The organism is Citrobacter sp. MGH106 (genome assembly GCF_001037495.1).
Classification (GTDB): Bacteria; Pseudomonadota; Gammaproteobacteria; order Enterobacterales; family Enterobacteriaceae; genus Citrobacter; species Citrobacter murliniae.
Genome location: NZ_KQ089823.1, coordinates 468,046 through 483,536 on the forward strand (window position 1 = coordinate 468,046; position 15,491 = coordinate 483,536).

The 15,491-nt window shown below is 50.8% G+C and carries 10 protein-coding genes, 4 tRNA genes and 3 rRNA genes; 14 read left to right on the plus strand and 3 right to left on the minus strand.

Features of this window, described 5'->3' with window-relative positions; all coding sequences use genetic code 11:
* Positions 1–183: 183 nt before the first annotated feature.
* From rbsD to rbsR, 6 genes are all read left to right on the plus strand, one after another.
* Entirely contained in the window at positions 184–603 is a 420-nt protein-coding gene (rbsD, locus tag SK36_RS21765) for a D-ribose pyranase (protein WP_045449025.1), read from the plus strand.
* Between the two features lie 7 nt (positions 604–610).
* Complete coding sequence (gene rbsA, locus SK36_RS21770) at positions 611–2,116, plus strand: ribose ABC transporter ATP-binding protein RbsA (RefSeq protein WP_048223238.1); 1,506 nt, start codon at positions 611–613, stop codon at positions 2,114–2,116.
* A gap of 5 nt (positions 2,117–2,121) precedes the next feature.
* Positions 2,122–3,087, plus strand: a complete 966-nt coding sequence (gene rbsC, locus SK36_RS21775) for a ribose ABC transporter permease (RefSeq protein ID WP_045449027.1) — start codon at positions 2,122–2,124, stop codon at positions 3,085–3,087.
* Between the two features lie 24 nt (positions 3,088–3,111).
* Complete coding sequence (rbsB, locus tag SK36_RS21780) at positions 3,112–4,002, plus strand: ribose ABC transporter substrate-binding protein RbsB (protein WP_003023760.1); 891 nt, start codon at positions 3,112–3,114, stop codon at positions 4,000–4,002.
* Between the two features lie 137 nt (positions 4,003–4,139).
* Positions 4,140–5,066, plus strand: coding sequence for a ribokinase (rbsK, locus tag SK36_RS21785; RefSeq protein ID WP_048223241.1), 927 nt, complete (start codon positions 4,140–4,142; stop codon positions 5,064–5,066).
* 3 nt (positions 5,067–5,069) lie between these two features.
* On the plus strand, positions 5,070–6,062 hold the full coding sequence (gene rbsR / locus SK36_RS21790) for a ribose operon transcriptional repressor RbsR (RefSeq protein WP_136345351.1): 993 nt from the start codon (positions 5,070–5,072) through the stop codon (positions 6,060–6,062).
* Here rbsR and mdtD read toward each other — a convergent pair.
* Together mdtD and SK36_RS21800 are read right to left on the minus strand one after the other, a co-directional pair.
* Positions 6,028–7,455 (minus strand): multidrug transporter subunit MdtD, encoded by a 1,428-nt coding sequence (gene mdtD / locus SK36_RS21795; RefSeq protein WP_048223244.1) that lies wholly within the window; start codon positions 7,453–7,455, stop codon positions 6,028–6,030. The two genes, rbsR and mdtD, sit on opposite strands and share 35 nt — an antisense overlap.
* A 3-nt stretch (positions 7,456–7,458) precedes the next feature.
* Entirely contained in the window at positions 7,459–8,163 is a 705-nt protein-coding gene (locus SK36_RS21800) for a FadR/GntR family transcriptional regulator (protein WP_045449039.1), read from the minus strand.
* Between the two features lie 478 nt (positions 8,164–8,641).
* On the opposite strand from SK36_RS21800, the gene SK36_RS21805 reads away from it, so the two are divergent.
* From SK36_RS21805 to SK36_RS21835, 7 genes are all read left to right on the plus strand, one after another.
* Positions 8,642–10,183, plus strand: a 16S ribosomal RNA gene (locus tag SK36_RS21805).
* A 70-nt stretch (positions 10,184–10,253) separates the two neighbouring features.
* A tRNA-Ile gene (locus SK36_RS21810) sits at positions 10,254–10,330 on the plus strand.
* A 105-nt stretch (positions 10,331–10,435) separates the two neighbouring features.
* Positions 10,436–10,511: transfer RNA gene (locus tag SK36_RS21815), tRNA-Ala, on the plus strand.
* A 207-nt stretch (positions 10,512–10,718) separates the two neighbouring features.
* Positions 10,719–13,625 (plus strand): 23S ribosomal RNA (locus tag SK36_RS21820).
* A gap of 91 nt (positions 13,626–13,716) precedes the next feature.
* Positions 13,717–13,832, plus strand: a 5S ribosomal RNA gene (gene rrf, locus SK36_RS21825).
* The 16S, 23S and 5S rRNA genes sit together here with 4 tRNA genes alongside, the layout of an rRNA operon.
* 55 nt (positions 13,833–13,887) lie before the next feature.
* Positions 13,888–13,964: transfer RNA gene (locus SK36_RS21830), tRNA-Asp, on the plus strand.
* Positions 13,965–14,017: 53 nt separating this feature from the next.
* Positions 14,018–14,093 (plus strand) — tRNA-Trp (locus SK36_RS21835).
* A 102-nt stretch (positions 14,094–14,195) separates the two neighbouring features.
* Here the strand turns inward: SK36_RS21835 and hdfR are convergent.
* Positions 14,196–15,029, minus strand: coding sequence for an HTH-type transcriptional regulator HdfR (gene hdfR, locus SK36_RS21840; RefSeq protein WP_048223247.1), 834 nt, complete (start codon positions 15,027–15,029; stop codon positions 14,196–14,198).
* Positions 15,030–15,147: 118 nt separating this feature from the next.
* Between hdfR and maoP the strand changes: the two genes are divergently transcribed.
* Complete coding sequence (gene maoP / locus SK36_RS21845) at positions 15,148–15,486, plus strand: macrodomain Ori organization protein MaoP (protein ID WP_003018025.1); 339 nt, start codon at positions 15,148–15,150, stop codon at positions 15,484–15,486.
* The last annotated feature ends 5 nt before the right edge of the window (positions 15,487–15,491 follow it).

Sequence of the window (15,491 nt, forward strand, 5' to 3'; positions counted from 1 at the left end):
CCCCCTATTTCATAATGAAAGAGGGGGTTTTGTTTTCATCATCGCAATTTTCTTTTCGTCAAATGATACGGCTTGCGAAACGTTTCGATGGCGATCACATTTTCGTAACGTCGTGGTGGTTTTCTGTGCATCCTTCAGACTAAAATTATTCTCAGCGAAACGTTTCGCTAGTGGGGAAAGAAAATGAAGAAAGGCGCAGTACTCAACTCTGAAATTTCATCGGTGATCTCCCGTCTGGGGCATACCGATACGCTGGTAGTATGTGATGCAGGTTTACCCATTCCGAACAGCACAACGCGTATTGATATGGCATTAACCCAGGGCGTACCTTCTTTTATGCAGGTACTGGATGTGGTTACTCGTGAAATGCAGGTCGAGGCGGCCATTCTCGCGACGGAAATTAAACAACATAATCCGCAACTCCACGAAACGTTGCTCAACCACATTGAGCAACTGCAACAACACCAGGGAAATACCATTGAAATTCGTTACACCACGCATGAACAATTCAAAAAACAGACCGCAGACAGTCAGGCGGTAATTCGCAGCGGAGAATGTTCTCCGTATGCGAATATCATTCTTTGTGCTGGCGTCACGTTCTGAGGCCATCATGAACGCATTACTGCAACTCAAAGGGATCGATAAAGCGTTCCCGGGCGTCAAAGCGCTATCCGGCGCCGCGTTAAATGTCTACCCAGGCCGCGTCATGGCGCTGGTGGGAGAAAACGGCGCGGGTAAATCCACCATGATGAAAGTCCTGACCGGTATCTATACCCGTGATGCCGGTTCTTTATTATGGTTGGGTAAAGAAACCACCTTTAACGGTCCTAAATCCTCTCAGGAGGCCGGGATTGGCATCATTCACCAGGAGCTAAACCTGATCCCACAACTCACTATTGCTGAGAACATTTTTCTTGGCCGTGAGTTTGTAAATCGCTTTGGCAAAATTGACTGGAAGAAGATGTACGCCGAAGCCGACCTGCTGCTAGCCAAACTCAATCTGCGTTTTAAAAGCGACAGGCTGGTGGGGGAGTTGTCAATTGGCGATCAGCAGATGGTAGAAATTGCCAAAGTGCTGAGCTTTGAATCCAGAGTCATCATTATGGATGAACCGACGGATGCGCTGACCGATACCGAAACTGAGTCTTTGTTCCGCGTGATCCGCGAGCTTAAGTTGCAGGGGCGCGGCATTGTCTATATCTCCCACCGCATGAAAGAGATCTTCGAGATCTGCGATGACGTGACCGTTTTTCGCGATGGACAGTTTATTGCTGAACGTGAAGTTGCAACGCTTACTGAAGACTCGCTGATTGAAATGATGGTGGGGCGAAAGCTGGAAGATCAGTATCCACGTCTGGATAAAGCACCAGGCGATGTGCGTCTGAAGGTCGATAATCTGTGCGGTCCTGGGGTTAATGACGTTTCATTCACCCTGCGTAAAGGAGAGATCCTTGGCGTATCAGGACTGATGGGCGCTGGGCGTACCGAACTGATGAAAGTGCTGTACGGCGCGTTACCTCGCTCCAGCGGTTACGTCACGCTTGACGGACATGAGGTTGTCACCCGTTCTCCGCAGGATGGGCTGGCTAACGGTATCGTCTATATTTCTGAAGACCGTAAGCGCGATGGCTTAGTGCTGGGTATGTCGGTTAAAGAGAACATGTCGCTGACGGCGCTGCGTTATTTCAGTCGCGCGGGCGGAAGCCTGAAACATAAAGATGAGCAGCAGGCGGTGGATGATTTTATCCGTCTGTTCAATGTGAAAACGCCATCAATGGAACAGGCCATTGGTCTGCTCTCCGGCGGCAATCAGCAGAAAGTAGCGATTGCGCGCGGGTTGATGACCCGGCCAAAAGTGCTGATCCTCGATGAACCAACGCGTGGCGTGGATGTCGGGGCTAAGAAAGAGATTTATCAGCTTATCAATCAGTTTAAGGCTGATGGGCTAAGTATCATTCTGGTCTCCTCGGAGATGCCAGAAGTATTGGGCATGAGCGATCGAATTATCGTCATGCATGAAGGGCATCTTGGCGGTGAGTTCACTCGCGAGCAGGCCACTCAGGAAGTATTAATGGCTGCCGCTGTAGGCAAGCTTAATCGCGTGAATCAGGAGTAAAAAAGATGACTACCCAGGCTGTTTCTGGTCGCCGTTATTTCACCAAAGCATGGCTTCTGGAGCAAAAGTCGCTCATCGCTCTGTTGGTGCTGATCGCGATTGTTTCCACTATGAGTCCCAACTTTTTTACCGTAAATAACCTGTTTAACATTCTCCAGCAAACGTCAGTTAACGCCATTATGGCTGTCGGCATGACGTTGGTGATCTTGACGTCGGGTATCGATCTGTCAGTCGGTTCCCTGCTGGCGCTTACCGGTGCGGTTGCTGCTTCCATTGTCGGGATTGAGGTTAACGCGCTGGTGGCTGTTGCGGCTGCTCTGGCGTTAGGTGCTGCTATTGGTGCGGTGACCGGAGTGATCGTCGCGAAAGGCCGCGTACAGGCGTTCATCGCTACGTTGGTGATGATGTTGCTGCTGCGCGGTGTGACCATGGTGTATACCAACGGTAGCCCCGTTAATACCGGATTTACCGATAATGCCGATGTCTTCGGTTGGTTTGGTATTGGCCGTCCTCTGGGGATCCCAACGCCAGTGTGGATTATGGGGATTGTCTTCCTCGCTGCGTGGTACATGCTTCATCATACTCGCCTTGGTCGCTATATCTATGCGCTGGGCGGTAACGAAGCGGCGACGCGCCTGTCAGGCATCAGCGTCAGTAAAATCAAAATTATTGTTTATTCACTTTGTGGGCTGCTGGCATCGCTGGCGGGCATCATCGAAGTTGCGCGTCTTTCATCTGCTCAACCAACGGCTGGAACTGGTTATGAGCTGGATGCTATCGCCGCGGTCGTATTAGGCGGTACCAGCCTGGCTGGCGGTAAAGGACGCATTGTTGGGACGCTGATCGGCGCATTAATTCTTGGCTTCCTCAATAATGGTTTGAATTTGTTAGGTGTTTCCTCCTATTACCAGATGATCGTCAAAGCTGTGGTGATTTTGCTGGCGGTACTGGTAGACAACAAAAAGCAGTAATAACGACTACAGGACATCTTAAATATGAACATGAAAAAACTGGCTACCCTGGTTTCTGCTGTCGCGCTGAGCGCCACTGTGAGTGCGAATGCGATGGCAAAAGATACCATTGCGCTGGTGGTCTCCACGCTCAACAACCCGTTCTTTGTCTCTCTGAAGGATGGGGCGCAAAAAGAAGCGGATAAACTGGGCTACAACCTGGTGATTCTGGATTCGCAGAATAACCCGGCGAAAGAGCTGGCGAACGTTCAGGATTTAACAGTTCGCGGTACTAAAATTCTGCTGATTAACCCGACTGACTCCGATGCTGTCGGTAACGCCGTGAAGATGGCTAACCAGGCGAAAATCCCGGTAATTACCCTGGACCGCGTAGCGTCTAAAGGTGAGGTTGTGAGCCACATTGCGTCAGACAACGTGCTGGGCGGTAAAATTGCTGGCGATTACATCGCGAAAAAAGCGGGTGAAGGCGCGAAAGTTATTGAACTGCAGGGTATTGCCGGAACTTCTGCGGCCCGTGAGCGTGGCGAAGGTTTCCAGCAGGCCGTTGCGGCACACAAATTTAATGTACTGGCCAGCCAGCCGGCAGACTTCGACCGTACCAAAGGTCTGAACGTTATGCAGAACCTGCTGACTGCTCACCCTGATGTGCAGGCTGTATTTGCCCAGAACGATGAAATGGCACTTGGCGCGCTGCGTGCACTGCAAACTGCCGGTAAATCTGATGTGATGGTGGTTGGATTTGACGGCACGCCAGATGGCGAAAAAGCGGTAAATGATGGCAAACTGGCTGCGACTATCGCTCAGTTACCGGATCAGATTGGCGCGAAAGGCGTTGAAACTGCGGATAAAGTACTGAAAGGCGAGAAAGTTCAGGCTAAATATCCGGTTGACCTGAAGCTGGTCATCAAGCAGTAATAGCGATTCAGGTCGCTCGCGGCCTGATGGCGACATAAATACGCCATCATCATCAATTTGAAGATGAAAGCGTAAAAAGAAAAGCAGGGCACGCGCCACCCTAACCCGGTGGCGCACTTTGACTTGGAATTCCGAACATGAAAACCGCAGGCAACCTCGTTGTTCTTGGCAGTATTAATGCCGATCACATCCTTAACCTTAAATCCTTCCCCACTCCTGGTGAAACCGTAACCGGTAGCCATTATCAGGTGGCATTTGGTGGAAAAGGCGCGAATCAGGCAGTTGCTGCGGGTCGTAGTGGCGCGAATATCGCGTTTATTGCCTGTACAGGTGACGACGATATTGGTGAAAGTGTTCGCAAGCAATTAGCCAGTGATAACATCGATATTGCTCCCATTAGCGTGATTCAGGGGGAATCGACCGGCGTGGCGCTGATTTTTGTTAATGGTGAAGGTGAGAACGTCATCGGTATTCATGCCGGAGCGAATGCTGCGCTTTCGCCTGCGCTGGTGGAAGCTCAGCGTGATCGCATTGCCCAGGCATCGGCACTACTGATGCAATTAGAGTCGCCGATCGAAAGCGTGCTGACCGCAGCAAAGATTGCGCATCAAAACAATACGACGGTAGCGCTTAACCCGGCTCCGGCGCGTGAACTTTCTGACGAGCTGCTGGCGCTGGTGGACATCATTACCCCAAATGAAACCGAGGCTGAAAAGCTGACAGGGATCCGTGTAGAAAATGATGATGATGCGGCTAAAGCAGCGCAGGCGTTGCATGCAAAGGGTATTCACACCGTACTGATTACCTTAGGTAGTCGTGGTGTATGGGCCAGCGTGAACGGTAAAGGTAGTCGAGTTCCCGGTTTCAAAGTGGATGCCGTAGATACCATCGCGGCCGGAGACACTTTTAACGGCGCGTTAATCACAGCCTTACTGGAAGAGACTCCGTTGCCAGAAGCGATTCGCTTTGCGCATGCGGCTGCGGCGATTGCGGTAACGCGTAAAGGCGCACAGCCTTCCGTTCCGTGGCGCGAAGAAATAGAGGCGTTTTTACAGCAGAGGTAACGCTTGGCTACAATGAAGGACGTTGCCCGCCTTGCGGGCGTTTCCACGTCGACGGTTTCTCACGTCATTAATAAAGATCGCTTTGTCAGTGAGGCTATCACCGATAAAGTTGACGCTGCGATTAAAGAGCTTAACTACGCGCCTTCCGCGCTGGCGCGTAGCCTCAAGTTAAATCAGACCCACACCATAGGCATGTTAATCACTGCCAGTACCAATCCCTTTTATTCTGAACTGGTTCGCGGTGTTGAACGCAGCTGTTTTGAGCGGGGCTACAGTCTGGTGTTGTGCAATACCGAAGGTGATGAACAGCGTATGAATCGTAATCTGGAAACGTTGATGCAAAAGCGGGTGGACGGTTTACTGCTGCTCTGCACGGAAACACATCAGCCATCCAGAGAGATCATGCAGCGTTATCCTTCTATTCCTACTGTGATGATGGACTGGTCCCCCTTTGATGGTGAAAGTGACCTGATTCAGGATAATTCCTTGTTGGGCGGGGATTTAGCCACGCAGCATCTTATCGAAAAAGGGTTTACACGCATTGCCTGTATTACCGGACCTCTGGATAAAACACCGGCGCGTTTGCGCCTGGAAGGGTATCGGGCAGCAATGCAGCGGGCAGGATTAGCTATCCCGGAAGGTTATGAGATTACCGGCGATTTCGAGTTTGGCGGTGGATTTTCAGCCATGCAAACGCTGCTGTCGCATAAACAACGACCGCAGGCCGTTTTCACGGGAAATGATGCGATGGCAGTCGGTGCGTATCAGGCCCTGTATCAATCAGGATTGCGTATCCCGCAGGATATGGCGGTGGTGGGTTATGATGATATTGAGCTGGCTCGCTATATGACGCCGCCGCTTACGACGATTCATCAACCGAAAGATGAATTGGGCGAACTGGCCATAGATGTGTTGATCCACCGTATGGCACAGCCCGCATTGCAGCAACAGCGATTGCAGCTTACTCCTGTTCTGATGGCGCGGGGCTCGGCTTAGTCTTATGCCGGTCTTTGATTAAATTGCGACCATCTTTGGTTTTTAGCAGCATAAACATCAGCGCCGAAACCACAGTGATAGCGCCCATGGTAATAAAGGTATAGTGGAACTGTTCGACCGTATTGGTTCCTTCAATGCCTTCATATATACGCAGCACGGCGGCGCTGATTGCCACTCCTAAACTGATCGACAACTGCTGAGTGACGGCTAACACGCTGTTTCCGCTACTGGCATTATCATCGGTCAGGTCCGCGAGGGTAATCGTATTCATCGAGGTAAACTGGGTGGACATCGCCATGCCTAAAATGAACAATGGCAGGATCAGCATCCATACTGGCATTGCTGGGGATTGCAATGAGAACTGTGCAATCATCAGGCCGATAAACACCGTAATGCCGACCAGTGTAGTTCTGTAGCCAAGGCGACGCAGTACCTGCGTCACCATCGATTTAGCCAGAATTGATCCCAGCGCCGTCGGCGCCATCATGCAACCGGCAATCAGCGCCGGATAACCAAATCCTACCTGCAACATCAGCGGCATTAAGAAGGGAACGCATCCTGTACCCAGACGAGTCGCCAGGTTTCCCGCGATACCGACGGAAAAGGTTCGCGTCTTAAAGATTGGCAGCGATATTAGCGGTGTCGGATGACGGCGCGCGTGGCGAATGTAGGCGAGCAGTAACAAAATGCTGCCGAGAATAATACTTAGGGCAATCCAGCTGGCGACCAGCTTCTCACCGAACAGCTCAACGCCGCTGGAAAACAGCACCAGACTCAGGCCAAAGAGAAGGAAACCGGTCATATCAAAACCGCGGCGCGGCGTGGTGAAGTTAGGCATATATTTGCGGGCATAAAAGATACCTGCTATGCCAATGGGAATATTAATCAGGAAGATCCAGTGCCAACTGGCCCACGTGACCAGCACGCCACCCAGTACTGGACCTAAAATCGGCCCCACAAGTCCAGGCATGGTCACGAAGTTAAGGACGGGAAGAAGTTCACTACGTGGATAGGCACGAAGCAGTGCCAGGCGGGCAACAGGCATCATCATTGCGCCACCAATGCCTTGTATAACACGAAATATCACCAGTTCGGTTAATGAACCAGATAGCGCACAGGCAAGTGAACCCAGGGTAAAGAGACTAACGGCGATCATAAATACGCGCCGGGTGCCGAAGCGGTCTGCCAGCCATCCACTCACTGGGATCAACATCGCAACAGTCAGGGTATAACTGATAATGGCAGACTGCATGGCAAGTGGGGAGCGGTTCAGGCTTTGTGCTATTGCGGGTAAGGCGGTATTGAGGATGGTGGCGTCTAATGCCTGCATAAAAAAGGCCATGGCTGCTATCCATGGCAACCCGGCCATACTGCGCGATTTCTTTTCTGCCATAGATTATTTATCCGGGAGTTCGTTCGGCGCTATCAGTAATGCCTGACAGGCAGTGAAGGCGCGATCGCCATCACTATCCTCTATTGCATCGACAATGGCCTGATGCAAATCCAGCTTTACCACATCGTTATAGGTAATAGAGGTAAAATAGGTCTGGTAGACAGAATGGAACAACGATGCAAAGGATATCAGGAATGGATTAGCACTCATCTCATAGATGTGCTCATGCCAGGCGATATCAACTTCAATCCAGCGTTCACGCTTAAAGTTTCTTTTCAGCTCGACCATCTCTTCCATTAATGTATTCAGATGTGCCTTCTGTTCTGCCGTACCTATGGTTGCAGCTAGTAAACAGGCCTGGGGCTCCAGGCTAATGCGCATCACCAGAAAATGTTTGATGACCTGAGGGAAATTATCTTCCGTCATCCACCAGGTAAGCAGCTCCTGGTCGAGGAAATTCCAGTTTGCCTGCGGCATCACTCGTGTGCCAATCCGGGGGCGTGGTAATACCATACCTTTTGCCGTTAATGTTTTTACCGCCTCTCTTACCGCCGTGCGACTCACGCCAAACTGGTCACCCAGCTCAATTTCGCCTGGTAGGATTGCACCCGGTGCGTACTGACCTTTTAATATTCGTTGAGCCAGCTTTTCAGCCAGAACATAGGAAAGGTTCTTCTGTGCAGCTAACTGTTGGGCATTTAAAGGCATGAATGTTCTTCCTTAAGTCTTTCTCTTATTCATTAGTATGCCATCAGGAAGTGTGATTGCGGTTGCAAAAACGGCAAATTGCTTATTTTATGGCATGTTAATGACGGTTTTGGTGAAAAAACACGCACTCAGAAAGTTATTTTAAATTTCCCCTTGTCAGCCTGAAATAACTCCCTATAATGCGCCTCCACTGACACGGAACAACGGACTACAGGCCGCCGGGTCAGCGGGGTTCCACTGAGAACTTCGCAGAGAAAAGCAAAAATAAATGCTTGACTCTGAATGAGGAAAGCGTAATATACGCCACCTCGCGACAGAGCGCTAAAGCGCGTCGCAACTGCTCTTTAACAATTTATCAGACAATCTGTGTGGGCACTCAATGATACGGATTCTTAACGTCGCAAGACGAAAAATGAATACCAAGTCTCTGAGTGAACACGTAATTCATTACGAAGTTTAATTCACGAGCATCAAACTTAAATTGAAGAGTTTGATCATGGCTCAGATTGAACGCTGGCGGCAGGCCTAACACATGCAAGTCGAACGGTAGCACAGAGGAGCTTGCTCCTTGGGTGACGAGTGGCGGACGGGTGAGTAATGTCTGGGAAACTGCCCGATGGAGGGGGATAACTACTGGAAACGGTAGCTAATACCGCATAACGTCGCAAGACCAAAGAGGGGGACCTTCGGGCCTCTTGCCATCGGATGTGCCCAGATGGGATTAGCTAGTAGGTGGGGTAACGGCTCACCTAGGCGACGATCCCTAGCTGGTCTGAGAGGATGACCAGCCACACTGGAACTGAGACACGGTCCAGACTCCTACGGGAGGCAGCAGTGGGGAATATTGCACAATGGGCGCAAGCCTGATGCAGCCATGCCGCGTGTATGAAGAAGGCCTTCGGGTTGTAAAGTACTTTCAGCGAGGAGGAAGGTGTTGAGGTTAATAACCTCAGCAATTGACGTTACTCGCAGAAGAAGCACCGGCTAACTCCGTGCCAGCAGCCGCGGTAATACGGAGGGTGCAAGCGTTAATCGGAATTACTGGGCGTAAAGCGCACGCAGGCGGTCTGTCAAGTCGGATGTGAAATCCCCGGGCTCAACCTGGGAACTGCATCCGAAACTGGCAGGCTAGAGTCTTGTAGAGGGGGGTAGAATTCCAGGTGTAGCGGTGAAATGCGTAGAGATCTGGAGGAATACCGGTGGCGAAGGCGGCCCCCTGGACAAAGACTGACGCTCAGGTGCGAAAGCGTGGGGAGCAAACAGGATTAGATACCCTGGTAGTCCACGCCGTAAACGATGTCGACTTGGAGGTTGTGCCCTTGAGGCGTGGCTTCCGGAGCTAACGCGTTAAGTCGACCGCCTGGGGAGTACGGCCGCAAGGTTAAAACTCAAATGAATTGACGGGGGCCCGCACAAGCGGTGGAGCATGTGGTTTAATTCGATGCAACGCGAAGAACCTTACCTACTCTTGACATCCAGAGAACTTAGCAGAGATGCTTTGGTGCCTTCGGGAACTCTGAGACAGGTGCTGCATGGCTGTCGTCAGCTCGTGTTGTGAAATGTTGGGTTAAGTCCCGCAACGAGCGCAACCCTTATCCTTTGTTGCCAGCGGTCCGGCCGGGAACTCAAAGGAGACTGCCAGTGATAAACTGGAGGAAGGTGGGGATGACGTCAAGTCATCATGGCCCTTACGAGTAGGGCTACACACGTGCTACAATGGCATATACAAAGAGAAGCGACCTCGCGAGAGCAAGCGGACCTCATAAAGTATGTCGTAGTCCGGATTGGAGTCTGCAACTCGACTCCATGAAGTCGGAATCGCTAGTAATCGTGGATCAGAATGCCACGGTGAATACGTTCCCGGGCCTTGTACACACCGCCCGTCACACCATGGGAGTGGGTTGCAAAAGAAGTAGGTAGCTTAACCTTCGGGAGGGCGCTTACCACTTTGTGATTCATGACTGGGGTGAAGTCGTAACAAGGTAACCGTAGGGGAACCTGCGGTTGGATCACCTCCTTACCTTAAAGAACCGTTCCTTGTAGTGTCCACACAGATTGTCTGATGAAAATTAGCAGTAAGAAATCTCTGCAGGCTTGTAGCTCAGGTGGTTAGAGCGCACCCCTGATAAGGGTGAGGTCGGTGGTTCAAGTCCACTCAGGCCTACCAAATTCGCTCCCGCGCTTTGTTGTGCCAAAGCTCGCATACTTCAGTATGCTTCGCTTCGCCACGCCGCGCCCGGAAACGAATTGAGGTGAACGAGATGACTTCGATGGGGCTATAGCTCAGCTGGGAGAGCGCCTGCTTTGCACGCAGGAGGTCTGCGGTTCGATCCCGCATAGCTCCACCATTACTTACTGCAAAAATACCAAGAAAACTTCAGAGTGTACCTGAAAAGGTTCACTGCGAAGTTTCGCTCTTTAAAAATCTGGATCAAGCTGAAAATTGAAACGACACACTGTGTCTGTTCTCCGTAATAAGAACAGATAAATGGTGTGTTCGAGTCTCTCAAATTTTCGCAAGTCGAAATGTTTTACGAAACATCTTCGGGTTGTGAGGTTAAGCGACTAAGCGTACACGGTGGATGCCCTGGCAGTCAGAGGCGATGAAGGACGTGCTAATCTGCGATAAGCGTCGGTAAGGTGATATGAACCGTTATAGCCGGCGATTTCCGAATGGGGAAACCCAGTGTGATTCGTCACACTATCATTACGTGAATACATAGCGTAATGAAGCGAACCGGGGGAACTGAAACATCTAAGTACCCCGAGGAAAAGAAATCAACCGAGATTCCCCCAGTAGCGGCGAGCGAACGGGGAGCAGCCCAGAGTCTGAATCAGCATGTGTGGTAGTGGAACGGTCTGGAAAGTCCGACGGTACAGGGTGATAGTCCCGTACACAAAATCACACATGTTGTGAACTCGAAGAGTAGGGCGGGACACGTGGTATCCTGTCTGAATATGGGGGGACCATCCTCCAAGGCTAAATACTCCTGACTGACCGATAGTGAACCAGTACCGTGAGGGAAAGGCGAAAAGAACCCCGGCGAGGGGAGTGAAAAAGAACCTGAAACCGTGTACGTACAAGCAGTGGGAGCCTCTTTATGGGGTGACTGCGTACCTTTTGTATAATGGGTCAGCGACTTATATTCTGTAGCAAGGTTAACCGAATAGGGGAGCCGAAGGGAAACCGAGTCTTAACTGGGCGTTAAGTTGCAGGGTATAGACCCGAAACCCGGTGATCTAGCCATGGGCAGGTTGAAGGTTGGGTAACACTAACTGGAGGACCGAACCGACTAATGTTGAAAAATTAGCGGATGACTTGTGGCTGGGGGTGAAAGGCCAATCAAACCGGGAGATAGCTGGTTCTCCCCGAAAGCTATTTAGGTAGCGCCTCGTGAACTCATCTTCGGGGGTAGAGCACTGTTTCGGCTAGGGGGTCATCCCGACTTACCAACCCGATGCAAACTGCGAATACCGAAGAATGTTATCACGGGAGACACACGGCGGGTGCTAACGTCCGTCGTGAAGAGGGAAACAACCCAGACCGCCAGCTAAGGTCCCAAAGTCATGGTTAAGTGGGAAACGATGTGGGAAGGCACAGACAGCCAGGATGTTGGCTTAGAAGCAGCCATCATTTAAAGAAAGCGTAATAGCTCACTGGTCGAGTCGGCCTGCGCGGAAGATGTAACGGGGCTAAACCATGCACCGAAGCTGCGGCAGCGACACTATGTGTTGTTGGGTAGGGGAGCGTTCTGTAAGCCGTTGAAGGTGTCCTGTGAGGGGTGCTGGAGGTATCAGAAGTGCGAATGCTGACATAAGTAACGATAATGCGGGTGAAAAACCCGCACGCCGGAAGACCAAGGGTTCCTGTCCAACGTTAATCGGGGCAGGGTGAGTCGACCCCTAAGGCGAGGCCGAAAGGCGTAGTCGATGGGAAACAGGTTAATATTCCTGTACTTGGTGTTACTGCGAAGGGGGGACGGAGAAGGCTATGTTAGCCGGGCGACGGTTGTCCCGGTTTAAGCATGTAGGCGGAGGTTCCAGGTAAATCCGGTACCTTATTAACGCTGAGGTGTGATGACGAGGCACTACGGTGCTGAAGTAACAAATGCCCTGCTTCCAGGAAAAGCCTCTAAGCATCAGGTAACACGAAATCGTACCCCAAACCGACACAGGTGGTCAGGTAGAGAATACCAAGGCGCTTGAGAGAACTCGGGTGAAGGAACTAGGCAAAATGGTGCCGTAACTTCGGGAGAAGGCACGCTGATATGTAGGTGAAGTGATTTACTCATGGAGCTGAAATCAGTCGAAGATACCAGCTGGCTGCAACTGTTTATTAAAAACACAGCACTGTGCAAACACGAAAGTGGACGTATACGGTGTGACGCCTGCCCGGTGCCGGAAGGTTAATTGATGGGGTTATCCGTAAGGAGAAGCTCTTGATCGAAGCCCCGGTAAACGGCGGCCGTAACTATAACGGTCCTAAGGTAGCGAAATTCCTTGTCGGGTAAGTTCCGACCTGCACGAATGGCGTAATGATGGCCAGGCTGTCTCCACCCGAGACTCAGTGAAATTGAACTCGCTGTGAAGATGCAGTGTACCCGCGGCAAGACGGAAAGACCCCGTGAACCTTTACTATAGCTTGACACTGAACACTGGTCCTTGATGTGTAGGATAGGTGGGAGGCTTTGAAGTGTGGACGCCAGTCTGCATGGAGCCAACCTTGAAATACCACCCTTTAATGGCTGGTGTTCTAACGTAGACCCGTGATCCGGGTTGCGGACAGTGTCTGGTGGGTAGTTTGACTGGGGCGGTCTCCTCCTAAAGAGTAACGGAGGAGCACGAAGGTTAGCTAATCCTGGTCGGACATCAGGAGGTTAGTGCAAAGGCATAAGCTAGCTTGACTGCGAGAGTGACGGCTCGAGCAGGTGCGAAAGCAGGTCTTAGTGATCCGGTGGTTCTGAATGGAAGGGCCATCGCTCAACGGATAAAAGGTACTCCGGGGATAACAGGCTGATACCGCCCAAGAGTTCATATCGACGGCGGTGTTTGGCACCTCGATGTCGGCTCATCACATCCTGGGGCTGAAGTAGGTCCCAAGGGTATGGCTGTTCGCCATTTAAAGTGGTACGCGAGCTGGGTTTAGAACGTCGTGAGACAGTTCGGTCCCTATCTGCCGTGGGCGCTGGAGAATTGAGGGGGGCTGCTCCTAGTACGAGAGGACCGGAGTGGACGCATCACTGGTGTTCGGGTTGTCATGCCAATGGCATTGCCCGGTAGCTAAATGCGGAAGAGATAAGTGCTGAAAGCATCTAAGCACGAAACTTGCCCCGAGATGAGTTCTCCCTGAGACTATAAGTCTCCTGAAGGAACGTTGAAGACGACGACGTTGATAGGTCGGGTGTGTAAGTGTAGCGATACATTGAGCTAACCGATACTAATGAACCGTGAGGCTTAACCTTACAACGCCGAAGCTGTTTTGGCGAAGAGACGAAATTTCAGCTTGATACAGATTAAATTGACATGCGAAAGCGTGTTGATAAACAGAATTTGCCTGGCGGCTGTAGCGCGGTGGTCCCACCTGACCCCATGCCGAACTCAGAAGTGAAACGCCGTAGCGCCGATGGTAGTGTGGGGTCTCCCCATGCGAGAGTAGGGAACTGCCAGGCATCAAATTGCAGTAAACCGGGATGACTAATCCGGGTAGTGACAAAGAAATTCGGTGGAGCGGTAGTTCAGTTGGTTAGAATACCTGCCTGTCACGCAGGGGGTCGCGGGTTCGAGTCCCGTCCGTTCCGCCACTTATTAGAAAATTAAGCCTGCTATTAATGCAGGCTTAATGATAATAAAATTTAGGGGCGTAGCTCAGTTGGTAGAGCACCGGTCTCCAAAACCGGGTGTCGCGAGTTCGAGTCTCTCCGCCCCTGCCAGAAACAATCCTTAGCATTTTTGCTAAGGATTTTTTTTACCTGAAAATTGTGCCAATAGACCCTCCTGATTTCAGTTTCCCGGCATCCTTGCCAGTATTTTCTCTAACCTTCCAAAATATTCGTTTTTAGAAGATCTCGAATAAGCGGGTACTTATCGCTATTTTGTAGCCAAACTGCATACAATGGACGTGAAAGCGTAGCGCTGTCGGCAACTGTGTGGAGATCGCTTTTTGCTTTTGCCCAATTGACGGGAAGCCAGCTAAACCCCTTAAGTACAGAAAGTTGTTGCCTTGCCAGTTCAGCTGAACTGGTGGTAAGCACCGGAACTTCATCGGCTGCGATCAAGCCAGCTTCATGTTGTTGAAAGTCCGGTCCCCATTCCAGGCGCAAATAATTCAATTCATCTTTTGTTAGTGATGGTGTACTGCAATAAAGTGCCAGCGTGAAATATCCCAGCAATTGGCTACTAAATTCGTCCATTTTTGGGGCTTCAGTTGTAATCAGCAGATCAAGTTGTCGCTCATGAAGCTGTTTAACTAATGACTGACGCTGAGCGATCCTGGCTTCAAATTGCAGGCTGGATTGTGGCTCTTGCAACTGATACAAACGACCCAACCAGTTATTAAGCATGCACTCCCAAAGGGATGCGCTGGCTCCGATAGAAAACTCATTATGTCGCGAGGTATTTGCAACTTCCTTACGTGCTGCTTGCCACGTATTCATCAGCGTTTCTGCATAGGGCAATAATTTTTCACCCGCAGCGGTCAAACGGATATTGTTTCTGTGTCGGGTGAAGAGGTTCACACCAAGTTGATTTTCCAGCTGTCTGATCCGAAAACTTACTGCCGATTGGGTCAGGTAGAGCGCTTCAGCAGCCCGACCAAAGTGGCGTGTCCGGCTAACTTCCAGGAAAGTTTTTAACAATTCCGTATCCACAACTCACTCCGTAAAATTATTTGTCGTTATGATTTAAATCTTTTGTTTGACGCTCTGTCAAGCGTAACTAATACTCCGCGCCATAAATAGCTCGGCCAAAGAATTAGGAGCGTGCAGGATGGCGGAAAGCTTTACGACGACTAATCGATATTTCGACAATAAATATTATCCCCGCGGATTCTCCCGTCATGGTGATTTCACCATTAAAGAGGCACAGCTGCTTGAGCGTCACGGTTATGCCTTCAATGAGTTGGATCTGGGCAAGCGTGAACCGGTAACTGAAGAAGAAAAACTGTTTGTTGCGGTATGCCGTGGTGAACGTGAGCCGGTTACCGAAGCTGAACGTGTGTGGTCTAAATACATGACGCGTATTAAGCGTCCGAAGCGTTTCCACACTCTGTCTGGCGGGAAACCTCAGGTAGAAGGTGCTGAAGATTACACCGAGTCAGATGATTAATAAAA